Source organism: Streptomyces gobiensis (genome assembly GCF_021216675.1).
GTDB lineage: Bacteria > Actinomycetota > Actinomycetes > Streptomycetales > Streptomycetaceae > Streptomyces > Streptomyces gobiensis.
This window is the reverse complement of record NZ_CP086120.1, coordinates 332,721-356,675: the sequence shown is the minus strand read 5'-3', so window position 1 is coordinate 356,675 and position 23,955 is coordinate 332,721. Positions and strand designations below refer to the sequence as shown.

The window sequence follows — 23,955 nt, the reverse complement described above, 5'->3', positions numbered from 1 at the left end:
GTCGCTACGAGAGGGTCCATAGCCGCTGTGCCAGCGAGGCCAGCACCAGGAACATCAGCGGCAGTGCGAACCACAGCGTGCTCTGCAACCAGGCCTCCCGCCGGACGCCCGGCGGCGCCAGCACCCGCACCAGCTCCCGGGTGGCCAGCAGCAGGATCAGCACCACCGCGCCCAGCGCACCGATCACCGTCTCAGTGGTCCAGGTGATCCGTGGCCCGGCCGGACCAGCAGCGGCCGGGGGCACCGCCGACCCGGGCGGATCCCGCAGTTCGTACAGCGCGGCATGCTCATTGGCCAGGGACTGCCGCAGCTCGGGCCGCTCAGCGAGGCCCTCGCGCATCCGCCGCTCCCAGCCGGGGGCGTAGCCGGCATCGAGCTCCAGATACGTGGACTGGCCATGGCTGATGAGCAGATACGAGTTCGGCCCGGCCTCCCGGAGCCGTTCGACGACCCGGTCCAGCCGGTCCGGATCGCGTGGTGCCAGCACCGGCTCGTACCACACCCGCTCCATATCGCGGGAGCCCCAGGGCAGCGCGGGAGTGACGTTGACCTCCGGGTCGCTGCTCAGCCACAGCAGCCGCGCGGTCGGCTTGTCGTGCTCATAGATGTACTCCATCGCCGCGACCTCGCCGGGCCGCACCCGCTCGAAGGGCTCATTGCCCCAGCGGGCGATGAGGAAGCCGCCCATCAGGATCAGCCCGGCCAGCAGAGCGGCCCCCGGCGCGGCCCATGGCCGGACACGGCGCGGCCGCCCGGCGGGATGCGGGAAGAAGCCGAGGGCGGCCAGCACACAGGCGCCCGGCACGGCGAACAGGAAGACCCGCAAGGCCATCTCGCCGCCGTAGGACTGCAGACCGAAGGCGAGGAACGGCACCGCGGTCAGCACCAGCAGGGCACGGTCCGATACACCGGCCCGCCGCCGGCGCAGCAACCCCCAGGCGGCGAGCGCCAGGGTGGAGCCCGCCAGCGCCACCCTGACGTAGAGGACCAGCTTGTGGGTGTCGCTGCCGCCCTCGATCCGGCCGGAGACCGAGGAGGACACATTGTCGCCGAGCCCGCCGAGCCCGCCGAAGAGCTCATCGAAATGCCCCGACCAGTACGGCTCGGCGAGGAAGCCGATCCATACCGCGACCAGCACCACGCAGAGCAGCGGCAGCCCCCGCAGCACACAGCGGCGCACCAGGACGAGCACGGTCAGCACGCCCAGCATGACGAACGGCGTCAGCTGGTGCCCGGCGACCGAGGCGGTGAACAGCGCGAGCAGCACCACAAGCAGCGCCGCCCGGGTAGCGGGCGGCAGCCCGGGCACCGGGGCCTCGCCACTGGTGCGCCTGCCGACGTCCCCGGCCCCGCCGCCCTCGCCCGATGGCCGGAACCAGACCAGCAGTATGGCCGCGAAGCACAGGTAGAGCAGATAGGTGAAGCCCTGCGGAGAGAAGTAGTCCTGTCCCACCCAGCCGCACAGCACGAAGAACCAGGCCGCGCACCATTTCGCCCGCCAGCTCGCCCGTACCGCCCGCAGTAGCACCGCCAGCGGCGCCAGAAACAGCAACTGGACGGTCAGCGGCCACCAGCGGATCACCTCGGAGAGGTCCTGCACTCCGCACGCCTGGGCGATAAAGGCCGCCGCCGCGAAGAAGCCCGGCCAGCTCCACCGGGCGTCCAGCTCCGGTGCGGTCACGCCGGTGCGGTCGATGTAGTCGAGGAAGCCAAGATGCTGCCAGGCGGTGGCGAACCGTGGCTCGGTCTCCAGCACGGCGGGCACCGCGTGCAGCGAGACAACGGTCAGCAGCAGCACCGCGGTGAGCAGCGCACGTGGTGGCCGGCCGAGCCGCAGTGCCCCGGCGAAGCAGACCACCAGCAGCGCGGCCCCCAGCAGCGTCGCGGCCGGCAGCACCGAGACCAGCCCGAGTCCGCCCATGGCGTCCAGCTCGGTGTCGCCCATGCCCCGCAGCGGGATCCAGTAGAGCGCCAGCGCGATGGCCAGCAGCGCCCAGAGACCGGCAACCGGGAGGCGCGGCCGGTTCCGCCACCCGGCGGCGGGCTCTGCCGCTGGGGCGCGGGGCTCGGCCGGCCGGGCGGAGGCGAAGGTCGCCGTACTTCCGCCCACCGCGAGATCCGCGAGGTCGCCGTCCGGCGGAACGGACGCCTGCGCGTCCCGGCCCGTACGCGGCCCACGGCCCGAACCCCTCAGCACACCATGGAGCTTATAGACGGCCACCGCCGCGACCAGCCCCAGACTGCAGACCTCCGCGATACCCGCACCGGTCATCCCCAGCACCGGCAGCAGGACCACGGTCAGGCCGAGCACCAGAACGCACAACAGCCCCTGCATATAGGCGAGTCCGGAGGTACGGCTCTGGGCGCGCAGCACCGCGTAGTAGACCTCGATGACCACGCGCAGCAGCGCTCCCACCGCGTACCAGCGCAGCAGCGGGGTGGCGGCCTGGGCGTAGCCGGGGCCGAAGACGGCCATGATCTGGGGGGCGAAGACAAACAGTAACGCGCAGACCGGCAGCATGATCCGGGCCATCCGGCGCAGCGCCGCACGGCAGTTGGCGGCCAGCTGGGCCGGGTCATGGGAGCCCTCGACCGTGAGCGAGGCGCCCATATTGATGGCGAGCAGATTGACCGTGCCCGCGATGGTGATGGTGATGTAGAAGTACGCGTTGTCCACGGCGCTGACCTGCGTGGCGACCAGCACCGGCACCAGATAGACAACCGCCAGGGAGAACAGCGCGCCGGTGTAGTCCCCGGCCAGAAAGCGGCCCATCTCCCGGTAGGAGGCGGGCTGGGCGCTGCCTTGGGTGGCCAGGGTGTGCCGGGGGATCAGCCGGCGGAAGACCAGCCAGCCCAGCGGCAGCACCGACAGGGCGATGGCCGCCGCCCAGGAGACAAAGACCCCGGCGGTGGGAACGGCCGCGGCCAGTACCACCAGCAGCCCCAGCTTGGCGGTGGAGAAGACGGTGTTGCCCACCGGCACCCAGGTGGCGCTGCGCAGCCCGGTCAGCACCCCGTCCTGCAGGGTCAGCAGCGACCAGGCGACCACGGCCGCGACAAAACCGAGTCCCGGCAGCCAGCCACGCAGCAAGCCGAAGGACGGCCCCCACAGATCGAGGGTGAGCAGGAAGCCCACCGAGGCCAGCGCCACCAGCAGGGAACTGGCCGCATAGGTACGCAGTATGAGCCCACGCGTGGTGTGGCCCGCGGTGGGAATGAAACGGGCCAGCGCCCCGATGAGGGTCACCGCGGTGAGCCCGGCGAGGAACTTCATCACGGCGATGGCGGCCGAACCCTGCCCGACCGCCTCATCCGAGTAGTACCGGGCGGCGACGAACCAGTACCCCAGACCCAGCAGGGCGCTGATGCCGGTATTCAGCATCAGCGCATAGGCGTTGCGGAACAGCGGACTGCCGCGGTTGCCCCCGTCGGCGGGTGCCGGCCCACCGGTGACCAGCTCCTCGGCCCCGGCGTCGGTCCCGGCTCCGGCCCCGGCCTCGGCCTCGGACGTGGTCGTGGTGTCAGACACGTATCCGCTGCGCCTTCCGAAGTGCTCGATGTGTCCCGCGTAGGACGGCGTACCCCTTGGTGAGTGCCCGGTCCCGGGCAAAGATACGGCTGACCGACCGCCCTTCGATCAGTTGCGCGAACTCCACCATCCCCGTGGACCGGCGCACGGTCAGCCGGCTGAGTGCGTACGGGCTCTGCCGCCGCCGGTCGGCCAGCGCGTTGCCGACCGCGAAGGACTGGCTGAACCCAGCCGACCGTACGGCCTCCCGCACCCGTCTGCTGGAATAGCCGTACGGATAGGCGAATGACACCGGGGCCCGGCCCAGCTCCCCGGCGAGCAGCTCCCGGCAGTGGACAACCTCATGGCGCAGCACCGGGTCACTGAGCTGGTCGAGCTGTGGATGGCTGTGGCTGTGCCCGCCGATCTCCACCCCACTGGTGGCCAGCTCGCGCAGCTGGTCCCAGTCCAGCATGGTGTCCGGCGCGCCACCGGTGTCATACGGCCCACGCAGCCATCCAGTGGAGACAAACAGCGTGGCGCTGAAACCGTACCGGGCGAGGACGGGAAGGGCGTGCTGGTGCACGCCCTCATAACCGTCATCAAAGGTGATCAGCACGGGCCGCCGGGGCAGTGATCCACCCGTGCGCCACAGCCGTGCCAGCTCCGCGGTGGTCAGGGAGGTATGGCCACGGTCGGCGAGCATCCCCAGCTGTTCCGCGAAGGCGATGGGGGACACGGACAGGGCGTAGGTGGCGTGGGCCGGACAGTGCGCTATGGCGTGGTACATCAGTATGGGTACCGGATGGTTCATCACGTTCCCTCATCCCTTACGACCGGGGCCACCGTGAAGCGTGCCCCGCCGTGCCGGGCACGCAGGGTGCCCAGGGCGTAGCCCGCCGCGGCAGCGGCCATACCCGTCACGATGGCGCACGCCCGGCCCGCGCCGCCGGGGCGGGCCAGCAGGACGTCGCGCAGTGCGCGCGCCACCCCGGCGGGCACCACCCGGGTGGTGTAGCGCCGTTCCGTCGCCAGCCCGGCCCGGGCGCCGACGCTGCGGGCGACCAGCGCCTTGGAGAGCCCTTCGGCATAGGACCGGGTCCGCAGATAGCCGAACCGCTCACGGGTGGCGGGCACCTTGTGGTGGATCACCGCCCGGTCATCGATCAGGAGCACCGCGTCCGGACGTACCCGGGTGAGCCGGATGCACAGCTCGGTCTCCTCACAGCCCAGCGGAAGCCGGTCGCCATTCCGCCCGATACCGCTGGCGAACCCGCCCGCGGTGATGAACGCGGCCCGCCGGAAGGAGGAGTTGCCGCCGAGTACATTGCGTACCCGGATCCGGCCCGGCGGCATGCCCCGGTAGGTGCAGCCCACCGCCCAGTCGAACTCCTCCGGGAACCAGGACGGTCGGCGTCCCGAGGCCCACACCGGCTCGGTACGGCCCCCGACAGCCATGACCGCGGGGTCGTCATAGGCCGCCGCGAAGCAGCGCAGCCAGTCCCGCTCGGCGACCGCGTCATCATCCAGGAACGCGATGATGTCACCGGATGACTCGGCGATGCCGGTATTGCGCCCGGCCGAGAGGCCGCGGGGGCCCGCGTTGGCGAGCACCCGCACCTCCTCGACTTCCTTGTACTCCCTGGCCAGCCGCTCCAGCAGCGTCGGATGGTGATCGACGACGAGCAGCGTCTCCAGGGCGGGCAGCGACTGCGCCCGCACCGAGTCCACCGCGGCGAGGATGTCGCCCCAGCGGTCCTCGGTGTAGACGCAGATCACTACCGATATGTGCTCCTCGGTCACCGGCCCTCCCCGAGGAGCGCGGGCCGTGGCGCGCGGCGGATCCGGCGTCGGCGTCCACGCTCACGCAGAATCACCGACAGCACCCGGAAGCCGTCACGGATGGCACGCAGATTGCTGGCACCATGGATCCGCTCGAACTCATGGCTGGGTATTTCCTGGACTCGCAGCCCGGCCTTGACGACGCGGATGTTCATCAGCGTCTCCACCTCGAACCCTTCGCAGTCCAGTGCGATTTTGTCGAGGCAGTGCCGCCAGAACGCGTTGTAGCCGTAGCACAGGTCCGTATAACGGGCCCCGAACTTGGCATTGACGATGGACGTCAGCACCCGGTTGCCGAGCTTGCGCACCGGCGTCATGTCGTCGGTGCCGCCGCCATTGGCGAAGCGCGACCCCTTGGCGAAGTCCGCGCCGCCGACCAGGGCGGAGACATAGCTGACGATCTCAGCCCCATCGGCCGAGCCGTCCGCGTCCACCATGACGATGATCTCACCGGTACATGCGGAGAAGCCGCTGATGAGCGCATCGCCCTTGCCTTTGCCGCGCTGTGGTACCACCACCACATCGGGCCGTAGCTCACGCGCCACGGCGACCGTGTCATCGGTGGAGTTGCCATCGACGAGGACCACTTCATGGATCCACTCAGGCAGTGACTTGAAGACGTAGGGAAGATTCTCGGCCTCGTTCATCGCCGGGATGACGACACTCACCGGCGGTGTAATGGCCAGGTGCGAGGTGACTGGGCGGTATTCCGTCGCCGACTGCTCGGTCAACGGCCGTGCAGAGGTAGTCATGAGTGATGGGCCCTCTCGTCCGGTGGACCACCGGCTAGGGATGGTCCGAGCGGTTGTCCGGTTCGAAAGGGGGGTTCTCACCCGTCCATAACAGAGCAGCGCATGACAAACGCATACGAGGCTGCTGTGCGGACCAGATGAGCTGGCATGTGTCACTGGCCGCGCGGCCCGGACCCGGCACGGATACGTGTCGAGTACGGCACCCCCCTACCGCGCCCCGCCACGGCGTCCTCGCGACTGTTGGACCCCTCCCCTGGAGCCGTTTGCCGAGGAACCGTAGCGGGGGTGAAGTACGACGATTTGACGATTAGGAGTCTATGGGAAATGCGTGGGCGGAGGCTCGTAAATGCGCAGAATGCTGCTGTTCAGTCACCTCCCGATCGAATTGCGCCCATCCGCTTTAAAAGATGGTCAGCCGGACCGAACAAATGCGGTCGGTTCACCACTGCATTGCGCAGGGCGCGCACCGGCGCACGGCGCGCACGGTGCCCGAGCGCCACCGGGTGGCGGCGCGTTATCCAGCCCTCGAAGACCGTCAGCTCCCGGGTCTTGAGGGAGTCCTTGTACTCCTTCGCGCCGCGCCCCAGATCGAGATGGGCCATCCCCTCCGCGGCGGCCCCCTCGACCATCCGCAGATGCAGCACCAGACCCGGCGAGAACTTCGCGAACGCCGGATCGTAGACAGGGAACCAGCAGGCCAGCACCCGGGGTGAGCGCAGCCCGAAGTGGGCGGCGACCGGCCGCCCATCGGCGTAGAGCACCGAGAGCAGCCCGGCGAAGGAGTCGGAGCGGGAGTGGAACAGCCGCTCGGCGAGTTCCACGATCCATGGGCGGGCGAAGCGGTCGCTGCGCCCGGTGCGGCGGTACTGAGCGGACTTCCACGCCATCAGGGTGCGCAGCAGCCGCGGATCACGCTCATCGTGTACGTAGCGCACCGCGCCGATGTCCCGGCCCAGCTTGCGCTCCTTGGCCAGCGTGGTCCGGGTGAACTTCGGCGACCGCACCCGCAGCCCGGCCAGGAAGGCGTCATATCCCTGGTCCACATCGATCACCGGCGACGCGTACGCACCGGTCGCCCCCGCCTCAAACGGCCCCTGCCCGTCGGCGAGGTGGTCGAACTCCCATACCGTCAGACCGCAGGCGCGCAGCAGCTGACGGGCATCCCAGGTGAAGCCCGGCCGGTGCACGACCCCCTGGCAGTCGGAGACTCCCAGGCCCACCGCCCGGCCCACCCCCAGCGCGGTGCGCTGGAACGGGAAGAAGGCCACCGGCTCGGCACCGGCCGCCCCGGACTCCCGCACCACCGCCACCCGCACATCGCGTCGGCAGTGTCCGACGGCGAGCGTGAACTCGGGGGACAGAAAAGGGTTGGCCAGCCGCGGTGCGCCATCAGGAGGTGATGCCGACTGCATCGCGGTCCAGGCCGTTCGGTCCGCGGCGCTCAGCTCGCCCGGTCTGCACACCTGGATGTCCATATCACCGTCTCTCGTGGTCGGATTGATGGCGCAGCAGCGGGACCAGCAGCGACAGCGAGCTGAGCACGGCGATGGCGGCCACCCCGCCGCGCACCGACCAGTTCTGCGTCGCGATCAGCACCTGAGCGACCAGCAGATTGACCGTGACCGAGCCGAGCAGCGCCACCACGGCACGGCTGAGCGGGTCCACACCGGGCAACGCCGCGGCGATGGCCGCACCGGGCGCCACCAGTAGGAAGAAGAGAGTCAGCGGTGCCCGTAAGGGTGAGTTGAGGTCGGCCAGCGCCAGCACCGCGCCTGCCCCGGCCACCCCCACGGCGGCGCCTGCCACCAGGGCCGGTGAAGAACCGAATCCCTGAGCGCCAGCTCTCGCCCGGCCGCTGCGCTGTTTCTGAACGGTCTGCTTCTGAACGCTCTGCATTGGCGACTTTGCCCCCCGAAGCGCCGGATGTCAGGCTTCACAATGTGACCCCCCGATTACGCAGCCGTCAAGGGCGCGGCCACCGTGGCCGGAAGCGGGTGCTGCCAGTGGTGCGGGGTGTTCGTCAACCGCCTTGTGGGGCAGGTGAATCCTGTGACCGGGATACATACGTGTCAGAGCCGGGCGATAGGGTTACGCTGCCCGGGCTGGGTGCCCTCGTACGGGTGGGGAGTGTCATGGAACAGATAACAGTGCGCGGCAGGCCACGGGTGCCTGCGATCAACTGCGGGACGAGTGCGAACAGTTCGCGTCTCGACCGGCACTTGAGCGTGATCGGTGGCCCCGCTGTGCCCCAGGGCGAGACGGAGGAGGCGACGACGCTGATGCGTGAGCTGACGACGCGTGATGCCAGGCGCACCCGGGCCAGCCGGGGTGCCAGGGTCTGGCTGTTCGCTCCGCTGCGGCGCCTGCGTCGCTCGCTCTTCGGTGGTCGCGGCTGAGCATGGGGCGCCGCCCGGGCCGGGGGACGGTCCGTGCGGCCCTGGCAGTCAGTCGTCGGTGACGTTCTCCACGGTCACCGAGAAGGAGAAGCGGTCGCCGCGGTAGTGAATGCGCACCACATCCACGGCCCGGCCGCCTTCGTCGTATGTCACTCCCGTGTAGTGCAGAATCGGGCTCAGCAGCGGCACCTCGAGCAGTTTGGCCGTCTCGGGGTCCGCCAGCCGGGCCTCTACGGTGTCGGTGATCCGGCTGATCCGCACCCCCACCTCGTCCCGCAGCACCTTGGTCATCGGCATCCGCTCCAGCGCTCCGGGGTCGATCCGTGCGGCTATCTCCGGGTGGATCAGATTCTCCGCCCAGTTCGTCGGCTCCCCGTCCGGCTGTTCCCGGCGCAGTCGGCGGTACGACATCGCCTCGCCGATCCCCGGGAAGTACTCGCCCAGCTCCGTCGGCACCGGCGCCGGTCCATGGCCCAGCAGTGTGGTGTGTTCACCGGACTGCTGGGCCACGATCGCGTCGACCGAGCCCAGCAGCCGTACCGGCCTGCCGCGCCGGACATCTGGCTCGATAAAGGTGCCCCGGCGGCGGTGCCGGCTGATCAGCCCCTCCGTCTCCAGCTCCTTGAGCGCCTGCCGCATGGTCAGCACACTTACCCCGTAGTGCTCCGCCAGGGCATCCTCGGTCGGAAGCCGCAGCGGCGACTCGGGGGAGCGACCCAGTATCGAGGCCCGCAGTGACTGCGAGATCTGATACCAGAGCGGGAGCTTACGGTTGAGTTCCAGCGAATCAGGAGCAAAGACGGTCAATGTGCCTCCGGTCAACTCATGTTACGAACGGAAGTTCCGCTCCAGACCCTGCCACACATCGTCGTAGTCCCGCTGCAGGTGTCCAGCGGTCAGCGCCTGCGAGGTGGCCGTCACCGGCCAGCGGGTCTCGAACATGAAGGCAAGTCCGTCATCGACCTTCTGCGGCTTGAGCTCGGCGGCGCTGGCCCTGTCGAAGGTTTCCCGGTCCGGTCCGTGCGCGGACATCATGTTGTGCAGCGAGCCACCACCCGGCACAAAGCCCCCTGGGCCGGCGGTCTTGGCGTCATAAGCGCCCTCGATCAGGCCCATGTACTCGCTCATCACATTCCGGTGGAAGTACGGCGGCCGGAAGGTGTTCTCGCCGACCAGCCAGCGTGGCGCGAAGACCACGAGGTCAACGCTCGCCAGCCCCGGGGTGTCCGAGGGCGAGGTCAGCACGGTGAAGATCGAGGGATCCGGGTGGTCATAGCTGATGGAGCCCAGCACATTGAAGCGCCGCAGGTCGTAGCGGTAGGGCACATGGTTGCCGTGCCAGGCGACCACATCCAGCGGCGAGTGGTCATAGGTGGCCGACCAGAGGCGGCCACAGAACTTGTTCACCACCTCGACGGGCCCCTCAACCTCCTCGTAGGCGGCGGTCGGCGCCAGGAAGTCCCGGGCGGCTGCCAGACCATTGGCGCCGATCGGCCCCAGCTCGGGCAGGGTGAAGGGCTGTCCGTAGTTTTCACAGACATAGCCGCGCGCTGTCCCGTCCAGCAGTTCGGCCCGGAATCGCACCCCACGCGGAATCAGTGCGATATAGCCCGGTTCAATATGCAGCATCCCGAACTCGGTGCGCAGCAGCAGACCGCCGCGCTCGGGCACGATCAGGAGCTCACCATCGGCATCGCTGAACACCCGGTCGGTCATCGAGGCATTGGCGGCATAGAGATGAATCGCCATCCCGGTGCGCTGAGTGACGTCGCCGTTGCCGCCCAGCGTCCACAGACCGGCGAGGAAGTCGGTGGGCTCGACCGGATCGGGCAGTGGGCTCCAGCGCAGCCGGTTCGGGTCGGGCACCTCGGAGAAGGGTGCGGTGTGCAGACGGCTGTTGTCCGATGGGGCGTCCAGCCGTACGAACTTCGGGTGCGCGGCCGAGGGGCGGATCCGGTAGAGCCATGAGCGCCGGTTATGCGCCCGGGGCTCGGTGAAGGCCGTACCGCTCAGCTGCTCCGCGTACAGCCCCAGCGGTGCTCGCTGCGGCGAGTTCCGTCCGATCGGCAGTGCGCCCGGTACGGCCTCGCTGCTGTGCTCATTGCCGAAACCGGAGGAGTAGGTGAGCCTCTCCGCCGTCTTACGTGCCCGCTCGTCGCCGCTCATATCTCGCCACTCCCACCACAGATGGATTCCTATTGTTGACCATAGGAATGTGGGAGCCCCGGTGCAACACCTTCCGCATCGCGAGAGTTCGTACTGACGGGTGTTACCGGTGGGTGCCTGGCTCCGGCCTCACAGCGTGCTGGGCACCGTACGCGGAAGCGAACGGTGCAGCAGCTCAGCGGCTGTCTGGCGGTTGCGGTACGGCCGCAGCGCACGCCGTATCTCCTGCAGAGCGCGTTCGGCGTCACCGGAGCGGAGCAGACCGTAGCCGTCCAGAAAGCCGCGCCAGGCGGCGCATGCCTCATCCAGCCGTCCGGCCCCCAGCAGCAGATGGCCGAAGCGCGCCTGCGTGAGGGCGCGTCCCCGCAGATCGGCCGCGGGGCGTTCGATGACCGAGCGGCGCAGGGCGGCCAGGGCGGCGGGAAGGTCGCCGAGCGCCTCCAGGGCGGCTGAGGTCTGATAGGAGAGCGCGGCGGCCGGATAGGTGTCGAAGGGGCCGGCCGCGTCTGCCGTCCGTCCGGCATACCGTTCCGCCGCGGTCATCGCCTCCAGCGAACCCCGGCGGTCACCGGTCCGCGCACGGGCCACGGCGAGCTGCGCGTAGACATAGGAGCGCGGCGCGGGCGGCGCCGTCGCCACCGCCACCGCGGCCGCCTCGGCGAGATTCCGGGCGGCCGTGAGGTGGCCCAGCCGCTGCGCCTGGGCGCTCATGGCCCGTACCACCACGGCCCAGGCGGCGCGGTCGCCGGACTCATGGGCCAGCCGGTGGGCGTAGGTGTAGTAGTGCTGGGCAAGCCCATGCAGCAGGCCGTCCTCATACATCCGGGCCAGCAGAAAGGAGAGTCTGCTGGCCGCGATCAGCAGTTCCCGTTGTTCCGGGGCCGCACGCGGCTGGTGCAGCAATGGGGAGACATCATCGGCGAGATAGGCGGCGAGCGCGGAACGGGCGTTGCGTCCGCCATGCGCGTCGATGGAGGCGGCGAAGAAGCGAGCGGCGTCATGGAGCGCCAGCGTCTGCCGGGACTGAGGACGGGTGCGGCCCGGGGGCGGATGTGCCCGGCTCGGGCGAAGAGCGGGCGGCAGGGCCGGCACGGCGGCGTCGGCCACTCGATAGGGCCGCTGCTGCAGCGGCACCCGGCGTGCGGGGTCGGAGTCCGAGCGGCACAGCGTGGTGAAGCCGGTGACCGGGTCCCGGGAGGGCGGATCGACGGGGGCGGCGCGGAATCCGGCGGCCTGCGGGGTGACGGCCCGCCCGATACGGCGGGACAGGGCTTCGGCGATGAGCTGGGGCACGGGACGCCGGGGCTGGGTCCCGGCGAGCCAGTGGGCTACGGCGGTACGGTCGTAACGGAGGTCGGTGCCGATCTCGGCGCCCAGGCAGTTCACCGCGCGGGCCAGCGCTTCCTGGGTCCAGTCGGCCTCGCTCAGGAGCGCCCGGAGCCGGAGGTTGGGCCTGCGCAGGTTGGTCATGATCCCTTGTTCTCATGGCCTGGCCTGTTACGGCAGGGGCGTACGGGGGCACGCATGGCGGTGCATATGCCTCGGCATCACACATACGGTGTAGCCCCCGGTAGGGACAGCCGTACTCCGGTGGCGGCTGGTCCGGGGGCGTCCGATGGTCAGAGCATGAATGATCCTTTCGCATATGCCATGGTCGCTTCCCAATTCGCTGTCAGGCATCGTCCCCCGTCCCGCCTACTACAATCCGCCGCGCGGCGCACCCGGGGCCGAGCGCGGGTCACCGCAGTATCCGGCCATCTGTGCGACCGCGTCGGCGGCCACCTACTGACACCCCAAACTAGCGCCGCTAGTTTGGGGGCATGCAGGCACATGACGCTATGTACATCGACGGAGCCTGGCGCCCCGCTATCGGCGCCTCGGCCATCGAAGTCCGCAACCCGGCCACTGAAGAGCTCCTGGACCAGGTCCCCGCAGGCACCCCCGAGGACGTGGACGCCGCGGTACGGGCCGCCCGCGCCGCGCTGCCCGGCTGGGCCGCTGCCGACCCCGCCGAGCGCGCCGCCCGGATCGGCGCGCTGCGGAACGGGCTCGCCGCCCGCCGGGCGGAGATCGCCGGGACCGTCACCGCCGAGCTCGGCGCACCGCTGGCCTTCGCCCAGGCCGTGCACGCCGATCTGCCGATCGCCGTGGCCGGTTCTTACGCCGGGCTCACACGCGAATACACCTTCGAGGAACAGATCGGCAACTCCCGGGTACTCCACGAACCGGTCGGTGTGGTCGGCGCCATCACGCCCTGGAACTATCCGCTGCACCAGATCGTCGCCAAGGTCGCTCCCGCCCTGGCCGCAGGCTGCACCCTGGTGCTCAAGCCCGCCGAGGACACCCCGCTGGTGGCCCAGCTCTTCGCCGAGGTGGTGCATGAGGCGGGTATGCCAGCCGGGGTGTTCAACCTCGTCACCGGTCTTGGTCCGGTAGCGGGGGAGGCTCTTGCCGTCCATCCGGATGTGGACCTGGTCTCCTTCACCGGTTCGACCGCCGTCGGGCAGCGGATCGGAGCCGCCGCGGGCGGTGCGGTCAGGCCGGTCGCCCTTGAGCTCGGTGGTAAATCCGCCAATGTCATTCTGCCGGGTGCCGATCTCACCAGGGCGGTGAAGGCAGGCGTCGCGAATGTGATGGCCAACTCCGGTCAGACGTGCAGTGCCTGGACCCGGATGCTGGTCAGCGCTGACCGCTATGACGAGGCCGTGGAGCTGGCGGCGGCCGCCGCCGCGAAGTACATCCCGGGCGATCCACGGGATGAGCGGACCCGTATCGGCCCCGTCGTCAGCGCCGGTCAGCGTCAGCGGGTGACCGGTTATATCGCTCAGGGCGCCAAAGAGGGCGCGACCCTTGTCGCGGGTGGCCCCGAGGCGCCGGAAGGATGTGAGCGAGGCTGGTATGTGCAGCCCACCGTCTTCGCGGATGTCACCCCGGACATGACCATCGCCCAAGAGGAGATCTTCGGTCCGGTGCTCTCCATCCTCGCCTACGAGGACACCGAGGACGCCCTCCGTATCGCCAATGGCACGGTCTACGGTCTCGCGGGCGCCGTCTGGTCCGAGGACGAGGAGGAGGCCATCGCCTTCGCCCGGCGGCTGCAGACCGGCCAGGTCGATATCAACGGCGGCCGTTTCAACCCGCTGGCTCCCTTCGGCGGTTACAAGCGCTCCGGCGTTGGCCGGGAGCTGGGCCGCCATGGCCTCGCCGAGTACCTCCAGACCAAGTCCCTGCAGCTGTAGAGGAGCCCGTCGTGGTCCGCGCCGCCGTCCTGACCGCCGTCAACGCCCCGCTGGAGATCGCCGAGATAGACCTGCCCGAGCCCGGACCGGGCCAGGTACGGGTCCGGCTCGCCGCCGCCGGGGTCTGCCACTCCGATCTGTCCCTGTCGAACGGCACCCTGCGCCAGCCTGTCCCCGCCGTCCTCGGCCATGAGGGGGCGGGTACCGTCGCCGCTGTGGGCGAGGGGGTCACCTCGGTGGTGCCGGGGGCCGCCGTCATCCTCAACTGGGCGCCCTCCTGTGGGCAGTGCCACTTCTGCGCGGCGCTGAGCGAGCCCTGGCTCTGCCAGCACGCCAATGCGGCGACCACGGTGCCGTACGCCCGCACCACGGGTGGCCAGGAGCTCTACCCGGGGCTGAGCGCCGCCGCCTTCGCCGAGGAGACCGTCGTCCCCGAGCGTGCGGTGCTGCCCTTGCCCGACGGCGTCCCGGTCGCCGATGCCGCGCTGCTCGGCTGCGCGGTTCTGACCGGCTACGGCGCCGTCCACCACTGCGCCCGGGTCCGTACGGGCGAGTCCGTCGCCGTCTTCGGCGTGGGCGGGGTTGGCCTCGCGGTGCTCCAGTCGGCCCGTATCGCCGGTGCCGGACAGCTCATCGCTGTCGATGTCTCACCGGAGAAGGAGGAGATGGCCCGGGCGGCCGGAGCCACCGAGTTCCTGCTCGCCGCCGAGACGACCGCCAAGGAGATCCGCAAGCTCACCGGTGGCCACGGCGCTGATGTGGCCGTGGAGTGCGTGGGCCGGGCGGAGACCATCCGCACCGCCTGGAACTCAACCCGGCGCGGTGGCCGCACCACGGTCGTCGGCATTGGCGGCAAGGAGCAGCAGGTGAGCTTCTCCGCCCTGGAGATCTTCCATTTCGCCCGTACGCTGTCCGGCTGCGTCTACGGCAACTGCGACCCGGCGCGGGACCTGCCGGTGCTGGCCGGCCACGTCCGGGCCGGGTGCCTTGACCTTGCGGCGCTGGTGACCGACCGGATCGCGCTGGAAGGGATTCCCGAGGCTTTCACGTCCATGCTCGCGGGCAAGGGCGGCCGCGCCCTGGTGACGTTCTAGGCACGACGCCCCGGCCCACCCCGCAGCAGGGCACCCCGCCGGGTCAGGGGAGCTCAACCCCGCCCCGGGGTGGCGGGGTGGCGCAGGGCCAGGCCGTCGAGGAGGGCGTGCAGGCCCGTTTCGAACGCGCCCTCGTCCACGTCCTGCTGGTGCTCGGCGAGCAAATGCGCCTGACCAAGGTGCGGATAGTCGTGCGCGTAGACAGCGGCGTCATCGATAAAGCCGCGAGCGAAGGAACCGAGCGCCGACCCGGCGACGAAGTAGCGCATCAGCGCACCGATATGGGTGGCCTGGGCGCGCGGCCACCCGGCCGCCGTCATCGCCCCGAAGACCGCGTCAGCCATCCGCAGCTGGCTGGGGCGCCGCCCAGGCCCCTGGGCCAGATACGGCACGATGTTCGGGTGCGCGGTCAGCGCCGCACGGTAGGAGCGGGCCCAGCCCAGCAGCGCTTCCCGCCAGCCCGTGCCGTCCTCGAACATCGACAGATCGACATCCGCGCAGATGCGGTCCGCGACCGCGTCCAGGATCTCGTCCTTGGTACGGAAGTGGTTGTACAGCGAGGGCCCGCTCACCCCGAGCTCGGCGGCGAGCCGCCGGGTGGAGACGGCCTGCAAACCCTCCTCGTCCACCAGGACAAGTGCTGTCGCGACGATCCGTTCGCGGTTCAGAAGGGGCTTGCGGGGGCGGGCCATGCGCTCCATAGTAGAGCTGGTCAGCAGAAAACTAGCACTGGTAATTTAGAGGTGCAGCCGTGGACCTGGAACTCTCCGAGGAGCAAGCCGCTGCCCGGCAGCTGGCCAAGGAGTTCGTCGACCGCGAGATCGTTCCGCACGCCGCGGAGTGGGACCGGGCCGAGTCCATTGACCGTGCCGTGGTCAAGCACCTCGGCGACCTCGGCTTCCTCGGTCTGACCATCCCCGAGGAGTACGGCGGCTCCGGTGGCGACCACCTCGCGTACTGCCTGGTCACCGAGGAGCTGGGGCGCGGGGACTCCGCGGTGCGCGGAGTGCTGTCCGTATCGCTCGGTCTGGTCGCGAAGTCCATCGCCGCCTGGGGGAGCGAAGAGCAGAAGCGGCGCTGGCTGCCGCGGCTCTGCTCGGGCCGTTCCCTCGGCTGCTTCGGTCTCACCGAGCCCGGCACCGGCTCGGATGCCGCGAACCTCGCCACCCGGGCCCGGCGCGCCAACGGTACCGCTGGGGACTGGGTCATCGACGGGTCCAAGATGTTTATCACCAATGGCACATGGGCCGATGTCGTCCTCCTCTTCGCCCGCAGCAGCGAAGAGCCAGGCCACCAGGGTGTGACCGCCTTCCTGGTCCCCACCGACGCCCCCGGGCTCAGCCGCCGCGAGATCCGGGGCAAGCTCGGGCTGCGTGGCCAGGCCACCGCCGAACTGGTCCTGGACGGTGTCCGGGTGCCGGATTCAGCCCGTATCGCACCGGAGGGCAAGGGCTTCTCGGTCGCCATGTCGGCGCTGGCCAAGGGCCGGATGTCGGTCGCGGCGGGCTGTGTCGGCATCGCACAGGCCTGCCTGGACGCGGCGCTCGGCTACGCGGGTCAGCGGGAGCAGTTCGGCAAGCCCATCGCCCGGCATCAGCTCGTCCAGGAGCTGATCTCGGATATAGCCGTCGATGTGGCGGCCGCCCGGCTGCTCACCTGGCGGGTCGCCGACCATATCGAGCGCGGCCTCCCCTTCGCCACCGAATCCTCGGTCGCCAAGCTCTACGCCAGCGAGGCGGCCGTAAGAGCCGCCAACAACGCCGTCCAGGTCTTCGGCGGCTATGGCTACATCGATGAGTTTCCGGTGGGCAAGCTGCTGCGCGACGCCCGGGTGATGACCCTCTACGAGGGCACCAGCCAGATCCACAAGCTCCTCATCGGCCGCTCACTCACCGGGGTCACCGCCTTCTGACCTAAGCGAGTGCTCAGTCACCGATGTATGGTGTTCGCCCGGCCGAACGGAGCGGAGCGAGCGAGCGATGGCAGCGGAGTCAGTCGAGACGGGCCCTGAGATCAAGGGCGGGCCGCCGGATGCCGCCCGGCGGCTGCTGCTGGCCGCCGTGGAGGCCTTCGCCGAGCGTGGCTTCCACGCGACCACCACCCGCGATATCGCGAGCCGGGCCGGAATGAGCCCGGCCGCGCTCTATATCCACTACAAGACCAAGGAAGAACTGCTTTACCAGATCAGCCGGGTCGGTCATCAGCGCTCCATACGGATCCTGGCCGAGGCGGCCGAGGGGCAGAGCAGCGCCGCCGACCGGCTCGCCGCCGCGGTACGTGCCTTTGTGCGCTGGCACGCCGAGCAGCACACCACGGCACGGGTCGTGCAGTACGAGCTGGGTGCCCTCGGCCCGGAGCACTACACCGAGATCGCGGCGATCCGGCGGCGTACCGAAGACGTCATGCGCGCCATCCTGGCGGACGGGGCGGCGGCCGGTGAGTTCGAGGTGGCCGATATCCGGGGCACGGCTCTCGCCGTGCTCTCCCTCTGTATCGATGTGGCCCGCTGGTTCAGCCCCGATGGCCGCCGTACGCCGGACGAGATCGGCGCGTTCTACGCCACTCTCGCCCTGCGTATGGTGGGCGCTAGAGGTAGTACCGGCTGACGATCTCCGCGACACAGACCGGTTTGTCGCCGCCCTCCCGCTCGACCGTCACCTGGGTGGTGAGCTGCACTCCGCCCGTCACCTCGGCGAGGTCGGAGATACGCGCGCGGGCACGCACCCGGGAGCCAACCGGCACGGGAGCGGGGAAACGCACCTTGTTCGTCCCGTAGTTGACGCCCATCCGTACGCCTTCGACCCGCAGCACCTGGGGGACCAGGGCGGGCAGCAGTGAGAGCGTGAGATAGCCGTGGGCGATGGTCGTGCCGAAGGGGCCGTCCTTGGCCCGCTCCGCATCCACATGGATCCACTGGTGGTCCCCCGTGGCATCCGCGAAGAGATCGACCCGTTTCTGGTCGATCTCCAGCCAGTCGCTGGGGCCCAGCTCCGCACCGACCGCCGACCGCAGCTCATCAACCGACGCGAAGACCCGGGGTTCCGCCATGGTTCGTCCCTCCCGAACAGATGTGATCAAGGGCGCGACTAAGCGCTTGCTCAGCATGCTGGGGAGCCCGGTGTCTGTCAACGGTCAGCGGTTCACCACACCGGCGGCTTGCGGTGGGCCCAGGGGCGGGCCTCCTCCAACTGCGCCGACAGCGATATGAGCAGCGCGTCCTCGCCGTACCGCCCGGCCAGCATCACGCCGATGGGCAGCCCTTCCTCCGTCCAGTGCAGCGGTACGTTCACCGCTGGCTGACCGGTGGCGTTGAAGAGCGGAGTAAAGGGCGTAAAGCGGCCGAGTGCGCGGAACTCGGCCGCCGGGTCGTCGTCATCGCGCAACGCGCCCACCGGGGCGGGCGGCTGGGCCAGGGTGGGGGACAGCAGTACGTCAAAGTGTGTGCCCCGGCTCAGCAGTGCGTCCGCGACCAGCTGCCCCAGTGCCCGGAAGGCGTAGAGGGCCTGCTGGAACTGCGGCCCCGAGACCCGCTGTCCCTCCGCCCGCAGATACCGGGTGAGCGGCATCAGCAACGGCTCGTCCCGCTCGGCCACCGGATGGGCGTTCGCCATGACCGTCCACACCTGGCTGAAGGCCATCGGCAGGGTCTCGTCGGGCGGCAGCGTCACCTCGTCGACCTCATGGCCCAGTTCCCGCAGCAACTGCGCCGCACCGTCCACCGCCGCCCGGCACTGCGGGTGCAGCTCCGCCTCCGGCAGCGGCGGTTCGGTTATCACGGCCACACGCAGCCGCTCCGGCGGCCGGTCGGCACAGGACCGGAAGCTCTCGCCGGCCGGCAGCGGGGGAGCGCCGAAGGGATCGCCGGGCATGGCCCCCGCCATGACATCCAGCAGGGTGGCGGCGTCCGCCACGGTGCGGGCGATCGGCCCGGAGGTGGAAAGACCGCTGATGTCGTGCAGTACCGGGCCCGCGCTGACCCGGCCGCGGCTCGGTTTGATGCCGTACAGCCCGCACACCGAGGCGGGTATCCGTATCGACCCGCCGCCGTCGCTGCCCTGTGCGACGGGGGCCAGCCCCGCCGCCACCGCGGCCGCCGCGCCCCCGCTCGATCCACCCGCGGACCGCGTCGGGTCCCAGGGCGTACGCGCGGGCGGGCCGACCTCGTTCTCGGTGTAACACGGCAGTCCGAACTCGGGGGTGTTGGTCTTGCCGGTCATGATGGTGCCGCCCGCCCGCAGCCGGGCGACGAAGTGGTCGTCCACTTCCGGCACATACTCGGCGTAGACCCGGGAGCCGAAGGTGCAGCGCACCCCGGCCACCAGATTGAGGTCCTTCACCGGGACCGGCACACCGTGCAGGGGTGGCAGCGCACGCCCCTCGCGGCGGGCTGCGGCTGCCTCACTCTCCGCGGCCGCCGCCTGCTTGCGGGCGCCTTCCGGGGTCGGCGTGAGGAAGGCGCCCAGGGAGCCGTCCAGCCGGTTCATACGGTCCAGATAGTGCTCGGTCAGTTCCACTGGTGACAGCGTCCCGGCCTGGATCGCCTGGGCTTGCTCCAACGCGCTGAGGTCGTGCAGCTCCGTCATCGCCCTCCGCCTTCCGCGAGACCTATGAGCCGCATCGTCGCACTACCACTGAGTAACCGCCAGTCCGCGAAGACTGTGCCCGTCGCGGTCGTCGCCTGCGGCCATGGCGTCGATCAGCCCGCGCAGCACCACCGCCAGCCGGGCGCTGGGCGCGGCGGCTGGGTCATTGAGGGGAAGCAGTGCCCGGCCGCCCCAGGTGCGGCGGTGCCAGTTGTCGGGGGCGGTCGGTTGTCTGACGCCGTGGTGCTTCTGCTGTTTGCGGCGCTCAGCGAAGTCCCGCTCGTAAGCGAGCCATACGTCCCGCGCCTCCTCCAGCTCCGCCAGCGCGGCGACCAGCCGGGCCGGGTCGGGTTCGCGTTCGTCGGGGCCGAATCCGGCGCGGGCGCACAGATGGTGCCAGGTGGCGCGATGACCATAGGGGGCGAATCGCTCCAGACACTTACGCAGCGCCTGGCGGCGCTGAGAGGGGCTGCGGCCCGGGTCACGGACCTGATCGGCAAGCGCTCTGAAACCGGCCAAGATATCCCACCTCCGACGGAGTGGAACGGAGTCGTCAGGGATGGGACGTACCGGACCGCACATTGGATCCGCCCTTGTCAAAGCCTTTCGGTCGAACATACCGACTGGTTAGTCTGCACCCTTGGGTGGAGACAACCGAGAGGGAACGAAGATGGTGGAGACCGTGGAGGGCGCGGCCGTTGTGGTGACCGGTGCGGGGGGCGGGATCGGGGCGGCACTCGCCCGCAGCTTCGCTGACCGGGGCGCCCGGGTCGCCGTCAACGACCTCGACGCCGCCAGGGCGCGTGCCGTGGCCGAGGAGATCGGCGGCATCGCGGTGCCCGGAGACGCCTCTCACATTGTGCCTCAGGCCCGGGAGGCGCTCGGCGGTGCGATCGACATGTACTGCGCCAACGCCGGGATCGCGCTGACCGGCGGACCAGAGGCCGAGGACGCGGCCTGGGGGCAGTCCTGGGAAGTGAATGTGATGTCCCATGTGCGCGCCGCCCGGGAGCTGATCCCCGAATGGCTGGAGCGCGGCCGGGGCCGTTTTGTCGCCACCGTCTCCGCGGCCGGAATGCTCACCATGTTCGGCTCCGCCCCCTACAGCGTCTCCAAGCACGCCGCACTGGCCTTCTCCGAATGGCTCTCGGTCACCTACCGGCACCGTGGTATCGACGTTCACGCCATATGCCCACAGGGCGTACGTACCGACATGCTGCGTGCCACCGGCGCCACTGGCGACGTGGTGCTCGCCCCTACCGCCATCGAGCCGGAGCAGGTCGCCGAGGAGCTGCACAAGGCCATGGCCGAGGGGCGTTTTCTTGTGCTGCCGCACCCGGAGGTCGCAGAGTACGCGGTGTCCCGGGCCACTGACAGAGATCACTGGCTCGGCGGCATGAATCATGTCCAGCAGAAGCTGGAGAAGCTACAGGGAGAAGTGCCGTGACCCAGTCAGCCCATCAGGACGCAGAGTCCCTGCCGGTGCCACAGCGGCTGCTGGCCACCGCCACCCGGCTGTTCGCCGAGCGCGGCTACGACCGGACCTCCGTTCAGGAAATCGTTGAGTCGGCCGGAGTCACCAAGGGTGCGCTGTACCACTACTTCGGCTCCAAGGACGATCTGCTGCATGAGGTCTACGCGAGGGTGCTGCGGTTGCAGCAGGAGCGGCTGGACGCCTACGCCGACGCGGACGCGCCGGTCGAGCAGCGGCTGCGTGAAGCGGCCGCAGACGTCGTGGTGACGACCCTCGAGAACTTCGACGACACCAGGATCTTCTTCCGCTCCATGCACCACCTCAGCCCGGAGAAGCAGAAGCAGGTGCGGGCGGAGCGGCGCCGCTATCACGAGCGGTTCCGCGCCCTGGTCGAAGAGGGCCAGCGCGCCGGGGTGTTCAGTACGGCCACCCCCGCGGAACTGGTGGTGGACTACCACTTCGGCTCCGTCCACCACCTCGGCGCGTGGTACCGCCCTGATGGGCGGCTCTCGCCGCAGGAGGTAGCCGATCATCTGGCGGACCTGCTGCTGCGCGCACTGCGGCCGTGATCGACCCGTGATCAACCGAGCAAGACGACAACCGGGGTGGAGGACCTCATGAAGGCATGGCGCGTTCATCAGAACGGCGAACCACGCGATGTGATGCGGCTGGCGGCGGACATACCCGAGCCCGCACCGGGCCCGGGCGAACTGCTGGTGAAGGTGCGCGCGGCGAACGTCAACTTTCCCGACGCGCTGCTCTGCCTGGGCCAGTACCAGAGCCGGCCGCCGCTGCCGTTCACACCCGGCGTGGAGCTCTGCGGTGAGGTGCTGGCGGCCGGCGAGGGCGTACCGGCCGAGGCCGGGGCCCGGGTGATCGCCCAGCCGGTGCTGCCGGGCGGTGCCTTCGCCGAGCATGCGGTGGTGAGTGCGGCCACCGCGCTGCCCGCTCCCGGGGCACTGGACGACGCGGAGGCCGCCGCACTCCATATCGGCTACCAGACAAGCTGGTTCGGCCTGCACCGCCGGGCCCGGCTGCAGCCCGGGGAGACCCTGCTGGTGCACGCCGCCGCCGGGGGAGTGGGCAGCGCGGCGGTACAGCTCGGGAAGGCCGCGGGCGCCACGGTCATCGGCGTGGTCGGCGGGGCCGCGAAGGCCGAGGTGGCCCGGGCGGCCGGCTGCGATCTGGTGGTCGACCGGCGCGAGGACGACTTCGTCGCCGCGGTGAAGGAAGCCACCGGCGGCCGGGGCGCGGATGTCATCTACGACCCGGTCGGCGGCGACGCCTACGCCAAGTCCGTCAAATGCGTCGCCTTCGAGGGCCGTATCGTCGTCGTCGGCTTCGCCAGCGGCGCCATTCCCACCCCGGGGCTCAACCACGCCCTGGTCAAGAACTATTCGATCCTCGGTCTGCACTGGGGGCTGTACAACACCCACGATCCGGTGGCGGTCCGGGCCTGCCATGAAGAGCTGACCAAGCTCGCCGCCGGTGGTGACATCAAGCCGGTGGTCAGCGAGCGGGTGGCACTGGACGCGGCGGGTGACGCCGTGCAGCGGGTCTACGACGGCGTCACCACCGGCCGGGTCGTGGTTGTTCCCTAGGGCCGTTCGCCGGGGGCCATAAGACGGGGGCCATAAGACGAGGGGCATAAGGCGAGGGCCATAAGAACCGTGCGGCCTATGTACTGAGCTGTGCTTTGAGCTCGCGCCGGGCGAGGGAGCGCTGATGCACCTCGTCCGGCCCGTCCGCCAGCTGCAGGGTGCGGGCCCCGGCCCACAGCTCCGCCAGCGGGAAGTCCTGGCTCACCCCGCCCGCTCCATGCAGCTGCACCGCCCGGTCAAGGATCGATACGACCGTCCGGGGCACCGCGATCTTGATGGCCTGGATCTCGGTGTGCGCACCGCGATTGCCGACCGTGTCCATCAGCCAGGCCGTTTTCAGGACCAGCAGCCGCAACTGCTCCACCGCCACCCGGGCATCGGCGATCCACTCCTGCACCACGCCCTGCTGGGCGAGCGGCTTGCCAAAGGCCGTACGGTCCACGGCGCGCCGGCACATCAGCTCAATGCCCCGCTCCGCCATGCCGATCAGCCGCATGCAGTGGTGAATACGTCCCGGACCAAGCCGGGCCTGCGCGATGGCGAAGCCGCCGCCTTCCTCACCGATCAGATTGCGCTGTGGCACCCGCACTCGGTCGAAGACCACCTCGGCGTGACCGCCGTGGTAGTGGTCCTCGTAGCCGTAGACCCGCATCGCGCGGCGCACTTCGAGCCCGGGGGTGTCGCGCGGCACCAGCACCATGGACTGCTGGCGGCGATGGTCCTCGGCGTCCGGGGCGGTCTTGCCCATCACGATGAAGATCTTGCAGTCCGGGTTCATCGCCCCGGATATGTACCACTTGCGTCCGCTGATGACATAGTCGTCACCGTCCCGCTCGATCCGGGTCTCGATATTCGTCGCGTCAGAGGACGCGACGTCCGGCTCGGTCATCGCGAAGGCCGAGCGGATCTCCCCGGACAGCAGCGGCTCCAGCCACTGCCGGCGCTGCTCCGGACTGCCGAACTCGGTCAGCACCTCCATATTTCCGGTGTCCGGCGCGGCGCAGTTGAGCGCTGTCGGAGCCAGCTGCGGGCTCCGGCCGGTTATCTCGGCCAGCGGTGCGTACTGAAGATTGGTCAGCCCGGCGCCGTAGGTCCGGTCCGGCAGGAAGAGATTCCACAGCCCCTGCCGTCGGGCGGTCGCCTTGAGCTCCGCCATGATCGGCGGGGTGTGCCACGGTGACTCCTGCGCGGCACGCTGCTCATCAGCGACCGCCTCCGCTGGATAGACATGCTCGTCCATGAAAGCGTGGAGCCGCTTGCGCAGTTCCTCGGTACGGTCGTCGAATGCGAACTCCATGAT

21 protein-coding genes and 1 pseudogene are annotated in these 23,955 nt (G+C 69.9%); 8 read left to right on the top strand and 14 right to left on the bottom strand.

Annotation, left to right across the window (positions count from 1 at the left end; genetic code table 11):
- Positions 1–4: 4 nt before the first annotated feature.
- The 6 genes from test1122_RS01730 to test1122_RS01705 form a co-directional block, all read right to left on the bottom strand.
- Positions 5–3,529, bottom strand: coding sequence for a lipopolysaccharide biosynthesis protein (locus tag test1122_RS01730; protein WP_422396901.1), 3,525 nt, complete (start codon positions 3,527–3,529; stop codon positions 5–7).
- Complete coding sequence (locus test1122_RS01725; protein ID WP_422396900.1) at positions 3,522–4,322, bottom strand: polysaccharide deacetylase family protein; 801 nt, start codon at positions 4,320–4,322, stop codon at positions 3,522–3,524. The genes test1122_RS01730 and test1122_RS01725 overlap by 8 nt, the downstream gene beginning before the upstream one ends.
- A complete protein-coding gene (locus tag test1122_RS01720) occupies positions 4,322–5,311 on the bottom strand; it encodes a glycosyltransferase family 2 protein (protein WP_232267372.1) in 990 nt (329 codons plus the stop codon). The genes test1122_RS01725 and test1122_RS01720 overlap by 1 nt, the downstream gene beginning before the upstream one ends.
- A complete protein-coding gene (locus test1122_RS01715) occupies positions 5,308–6,102 on the bottom strand; it encodes a glycosyltransferase family 2 protein (RefSeq protein ID WP_232267371.1) in 795 nt (264 codons plus the stop codon). Before test1122_RS01715 ends, test1122_RS01720 begins: the two co-directional genes overlap by 4 nt.
- A 365-nt stretch (positions 6,103–6,467) precedes the next feature.
- A complete protein-coding gene (locus test1122_RS01710; protein WP_232267370.1) occupies positions 6,468–7,577 on the bottom strand; it encodes a GNAT family N-acetyltransferase in 1,110 nt (369 codons plus the stop codon).
- Position 7,578: 1 nt separating this feature from the next.
- The gene (locus tag test1122_RS01705; RefSeq protein WP_232267369.1) at positions 7,579–7,908 is read right to left on the bottom strand and encodes a hypothetical protein; all 330 of its coding nucleotides are present in this window, start codon (positions 7,906–7,908) and stop codon (positions 7,579–7,581) included.
- A gap of 326 nt (positions 7,909–8,234) precedes the next feature.
- Between test1122_RS01705 and test1122_RS01700 the strand changes: the two genes are divergently transcribed.
- Positions 8,235–8,498 carry a hypothetical protein gene (locus tag test1122_RS01700; RefSeq protein ID WP_232267368.1) on the top strand — a complete coding sequence of 88 codons (264 nt, stop codon included), beginning with the start codon at positions 8,235–8,237 and terminating at the stop codon, positions 8,496–8,498.
- Between the two features lie 48 nt (positions 8,499–8,546).
- Here the strand turns inward: test1122_RS01700 and test1122_RS01695 are convergent, their stop codons facing one another.
- The 3 genes from test1122_RS01695 to test1122_RS01685 all read right to left on the bottom strand — a co-directional run bounded on the left by test1122_RS01695 (position 8,547) and on the right by test1122_RS01685 (position 12,134).
- Positions 8,547–9,305: a GntR family transcriptional regulator gene (locus tag test1122_RS01695; protein WP_232267367.1), complete on the bottom strand. Its 759-nt coding sequence runs from the start codon at positions 9,303–9,305 to the stop codon at positions 8,547–8,549.
- Positions 9,306–9,326: 21 nt separating this feature from the next.
- Complete coding sequence (hmgA, locus tag test1122_RS01690; RefSeq protein WP_232267366.1) at positions 9,327–10,664, bottom strand: homogentisate 1,2-dioxygenase; 1,338 nt, start codon at positions 10,662–10,664, stop codon at positions 9,327–9,329.
- Between the two features lie 129 nt (positions 10,665–10,793).
- Positions 10,794–12,134, bottom strand: coding sequence for an NsdA family TPR-like regulatory protein (locus tag test1122_RS01685; protein ID WP_232267365.1), 1,341 nt, complete (start codon positions 12,132–12,134; stop codon positions 10,794–10,796).
- Between the two features lie 350 nt (positions 12,135–12,484).
- Here test1122_RS01685 and test1122_RS01680 point away from each other — a divergent pair, with 350 nt between their 5' ends.
- Positions 12,485–13,903, top strand: a complete 1,419-nt coding sequence (locus tag test1122_RS01680; RefSeq protein WP_232267364.1) for an aldehyde dehydrogenase family protein — start codon at positions 12,485–12,487, stop codon at positions 13,901–13,903.
- Between the two features lie 11 nt (positions 13,904–13,914).
- Positions 13,915–14,997 (top strand): zinc-binding dehydrogenase, encoded by a 1,083-nt coding sequence (locus test1122_RS01675; RefSeq protein ID WP_232267363.1) that lies wholly within the window; start codon positions 13,915–13,917, stop codon positions 14,995–14,997.
- A 53-nt stretch (positions 14,998–15,050) separates the two neighbouring features.
- Here the strand turns inward: test1122_RS01675 and test1122_RS01670 are convergent, their stop codons facing one another.
- Positions 15,051–15,689, bottom strand: coding sequence for a TetR/AcrR family transcriptional regulator (locus test1122_RS01670; protein WP_232267362.1), 639 nt, complete (start codon positions 15,687–15,689; stop codon positions 15,051–15,053).
- A 59-nt stretch (positions 15,690–15,748) separates the two neighbouring features.
- Between test1122_RS01670 and test1122_RS01665 the strand changes: the two genes are divergently transcribed.
- Positions 15,749–16,909, top strand: coding sequence for an acyl-CoA dehydrogenase family protein (locus tag test1122_RS01665; RefSeq protein WP_232267361.1), 1,161 nt, complete (start codon positions 15,749–15,751; stop codon positions 16,907–16,909).
- 67 nt (positions 16,910–16,976) lie between these two features.
- Positions 16,977–17,603: a TetR/AcrR family transcriptional regulator gene (locus test1122_RS01660; RefSeq protein ID WP_232267360.1), complete on the top strand. Its 627-nt coding sequence runs from the start codon at positions 16,977–16,979 to the stop codon at positions 17,601–17,603.
- Here test1122_RS01660 and test1122_RS01655 read toward each other — a convergent pair.
- From test1122_RS01655 to test1122_RS01645, 3 genes and pseudogenes are all read right to left on the bottom strand, one after another.
- A complete protein-coding gene (locus test1122_RS01655) occupies positions 17,584–18,045 on the bottom strand; it encodes a MaoC family dehydratase (RefSeq protein ID WP_232267359.1) in 462 nt (153 codons plus the stop codon). The two genes, test1122_RS01660 and test1122_RS01655, sit on opposite strands and share 20 nt — an antisense overlap.
- Positions 18,046–18,137: 92 nt before the next feature.
- Entirely contained in the window at positions 18,138–19,580 is a 1,443-nt protein-coding gene (locus tag test1122_RS01650) for an amidase (protein ID WP_232267358.1), read from the bottom strand.
- Between the two features lie 93 nt (positions 19,581–19,673).
- A pseudogene (locus test1122_RS01645) lies at positions 19,674–20,099 on the bottom strand (hypothetical protein); the annotation flags it as partial.
- 151 nt (positions 20,100–20,250) lie between these two features.
- On the opposite strand from test1122_RS01645, the gene test1122_RS01640 reads away from it, so the two are divergent.
- From test1122_RS01640 to test1122_RS01630, 3 genes are read left to right on the top strand one after another with little or no spacing between them, the layout of a single operon-like run.
- Positions 20,251–21,027: an SDR family NAD(P)-dependent oxidoreductase gene (locus test1122_RS01640; RefSeq protein WP_232267356.1), complete on the top strand. Its 777-nt coding sequence runs from the start codon at positions 20,251–20,253 to the stop codon at positions 21,025–21,027.
- Positions 21,024–21,623 (top strand): TetR/AcrR family transcriptional regulator, encoded by a 600-nt coding sequence (locus test1122_RS01635; protein ID WP_232267355.1) that lies wholly within the window; start codon positions 21,024–21,026, stop codon positions 21,621–21,623. The genes test1122_RS01640 and test1122_RS01635 overlap by 4 nt, the downstream gene beginning before the upstream one ends.
- Before the next feature lie 48 nt (positions 21,624–21,671).
- Complete coding sequence (locus tag test1122_RS01630) at positions 21,672–22,655, top strand: NADPH:quinone oxidoreductase family protein (protein ID WP_232267354.1); 984 nt, start codon at positions 21,672–21,674, stop codon at positions 22,653–22,655.
- A 76-nt stretch (positions 22,656–22,731) separates the two neighbouring features.
- Here test1122_RS01630 and test1122_RS01625 read toward each other — a convergent pair whose 3' ends face one another.
- A complete protein-coding gene (locus tag test1122_RS01625) occupies positions 22,732–23,952 on the bottom strand; it encodes an acyl-CoA dehydrogenase family protein (RefSeq protein WP_232267353.1) in 1,221 nt (406 codons plus the stop codon).
- Positions 23,953–23,955 lie beyond the last annotated feature (3 nt).

Excerpts from the sequence above, each read along its gene's own strand:
- test1122_RS01725 (WP_422396900.1), bottom strand. The coding sequence starts at position 4,322 with ATGAACCATCCGGTACCCATACTGATGTACCACGCCATAGCGCACTGT.
- test1122_RS01715 (WP_232267371.1), bottom strand. The coding sequence starts at position 6,102 with ATGACTACCTCTGCACGGCCGTTGACCGAGCAGTCGGCGACGGAATAC.
- test1122_RS01710 (WP_232267370.1), bottom strand. The coding sequence starts at position 7,577 with ATGGACATCCAGGTGTGCAGACCGGGCGAGCTGAGCGCCGCGGACCGA.
- test1122_RS01700 (WP_232267368.1), top strand. The coding sequence starts at position 8,235 with ATGGAACAGATAACAGTGCGCGGCAGGCCACGGGTGCCTGCGATCAAC.
- hmgA (WP_232267366.1), bottom strand. The coding sequence starts at position 10,664 with ATGAGCGGCGACGAGCGGGCACGTAAGACGGCGGAGAGGCTCACCTAC.
- test1122_RS01685 (WP_232267365.1), bottom strand. The coding sequence starts at position 12,134 with ATGACCAACCTGCGCAGGCCCAACCTCCGGCTCCGGGCGCTCCTGAGC.
- test1122_RS01680 (WP_232267364.1), top strand. The coding sequence starts at position 12,485 with ATGCAGGCACATGACGCTATGTACATCGACGGAGCCTGGCGCCCCGCT.
- test1122_RS01670 (WP_232267362.1), bottom strand. The coding sequence starts at position 15,689 with ATGGCCCGCCCCCGCAAGCCCCTTCTGAACCGCGAACGGATCGTCGCG.
- test1122_RS01660 (WP_232267360.1), top strand. The coding sequence starts at position 16,977 with ATGGCAGCGGAGTCAGTCGAGACGGGCCCTGAGATCAAGGGCGGGCCG.
- test1122_RS01655 (WP_232267359.1), bottom strand. The coding sequence starts at position 18,045 with ATGGCGGAACCCCGGGTCTTCGCGTCGGTTGATGAGCTGCGGTCGGCG.
- test1122_RS01650 (WP_232267358.1), bottom strand. The coding sequence starts at position 19,580 with ATGACGGAGCTGCACGACCTCAGCGCGTTGGAGCAAGCCCAGGCGATC.
- test1122_RS01640 (WP_232267356.1), top strand. The coding sequence starts at position 20,251 with ATGGTGGAGACCGTGGAGGGCGCGGCCGTTGTGGTGACCGGTGCGGGG.
- test1122_RS01630 (WP_232267354.1), top strand. The coding sequence starts at position 21,672 with ATGAAGGCATGGCGCGTTCATCAGAACGGCGAACCACGCGATGTGATG.
- test1122_RS01625 (WP_232267353.1), bottom strand. The coding sequence starts at position 23,952 with ATGGAGTTCGCATTCGACGACCGTACCGAGGAACTGCGCAAGCGGCTC.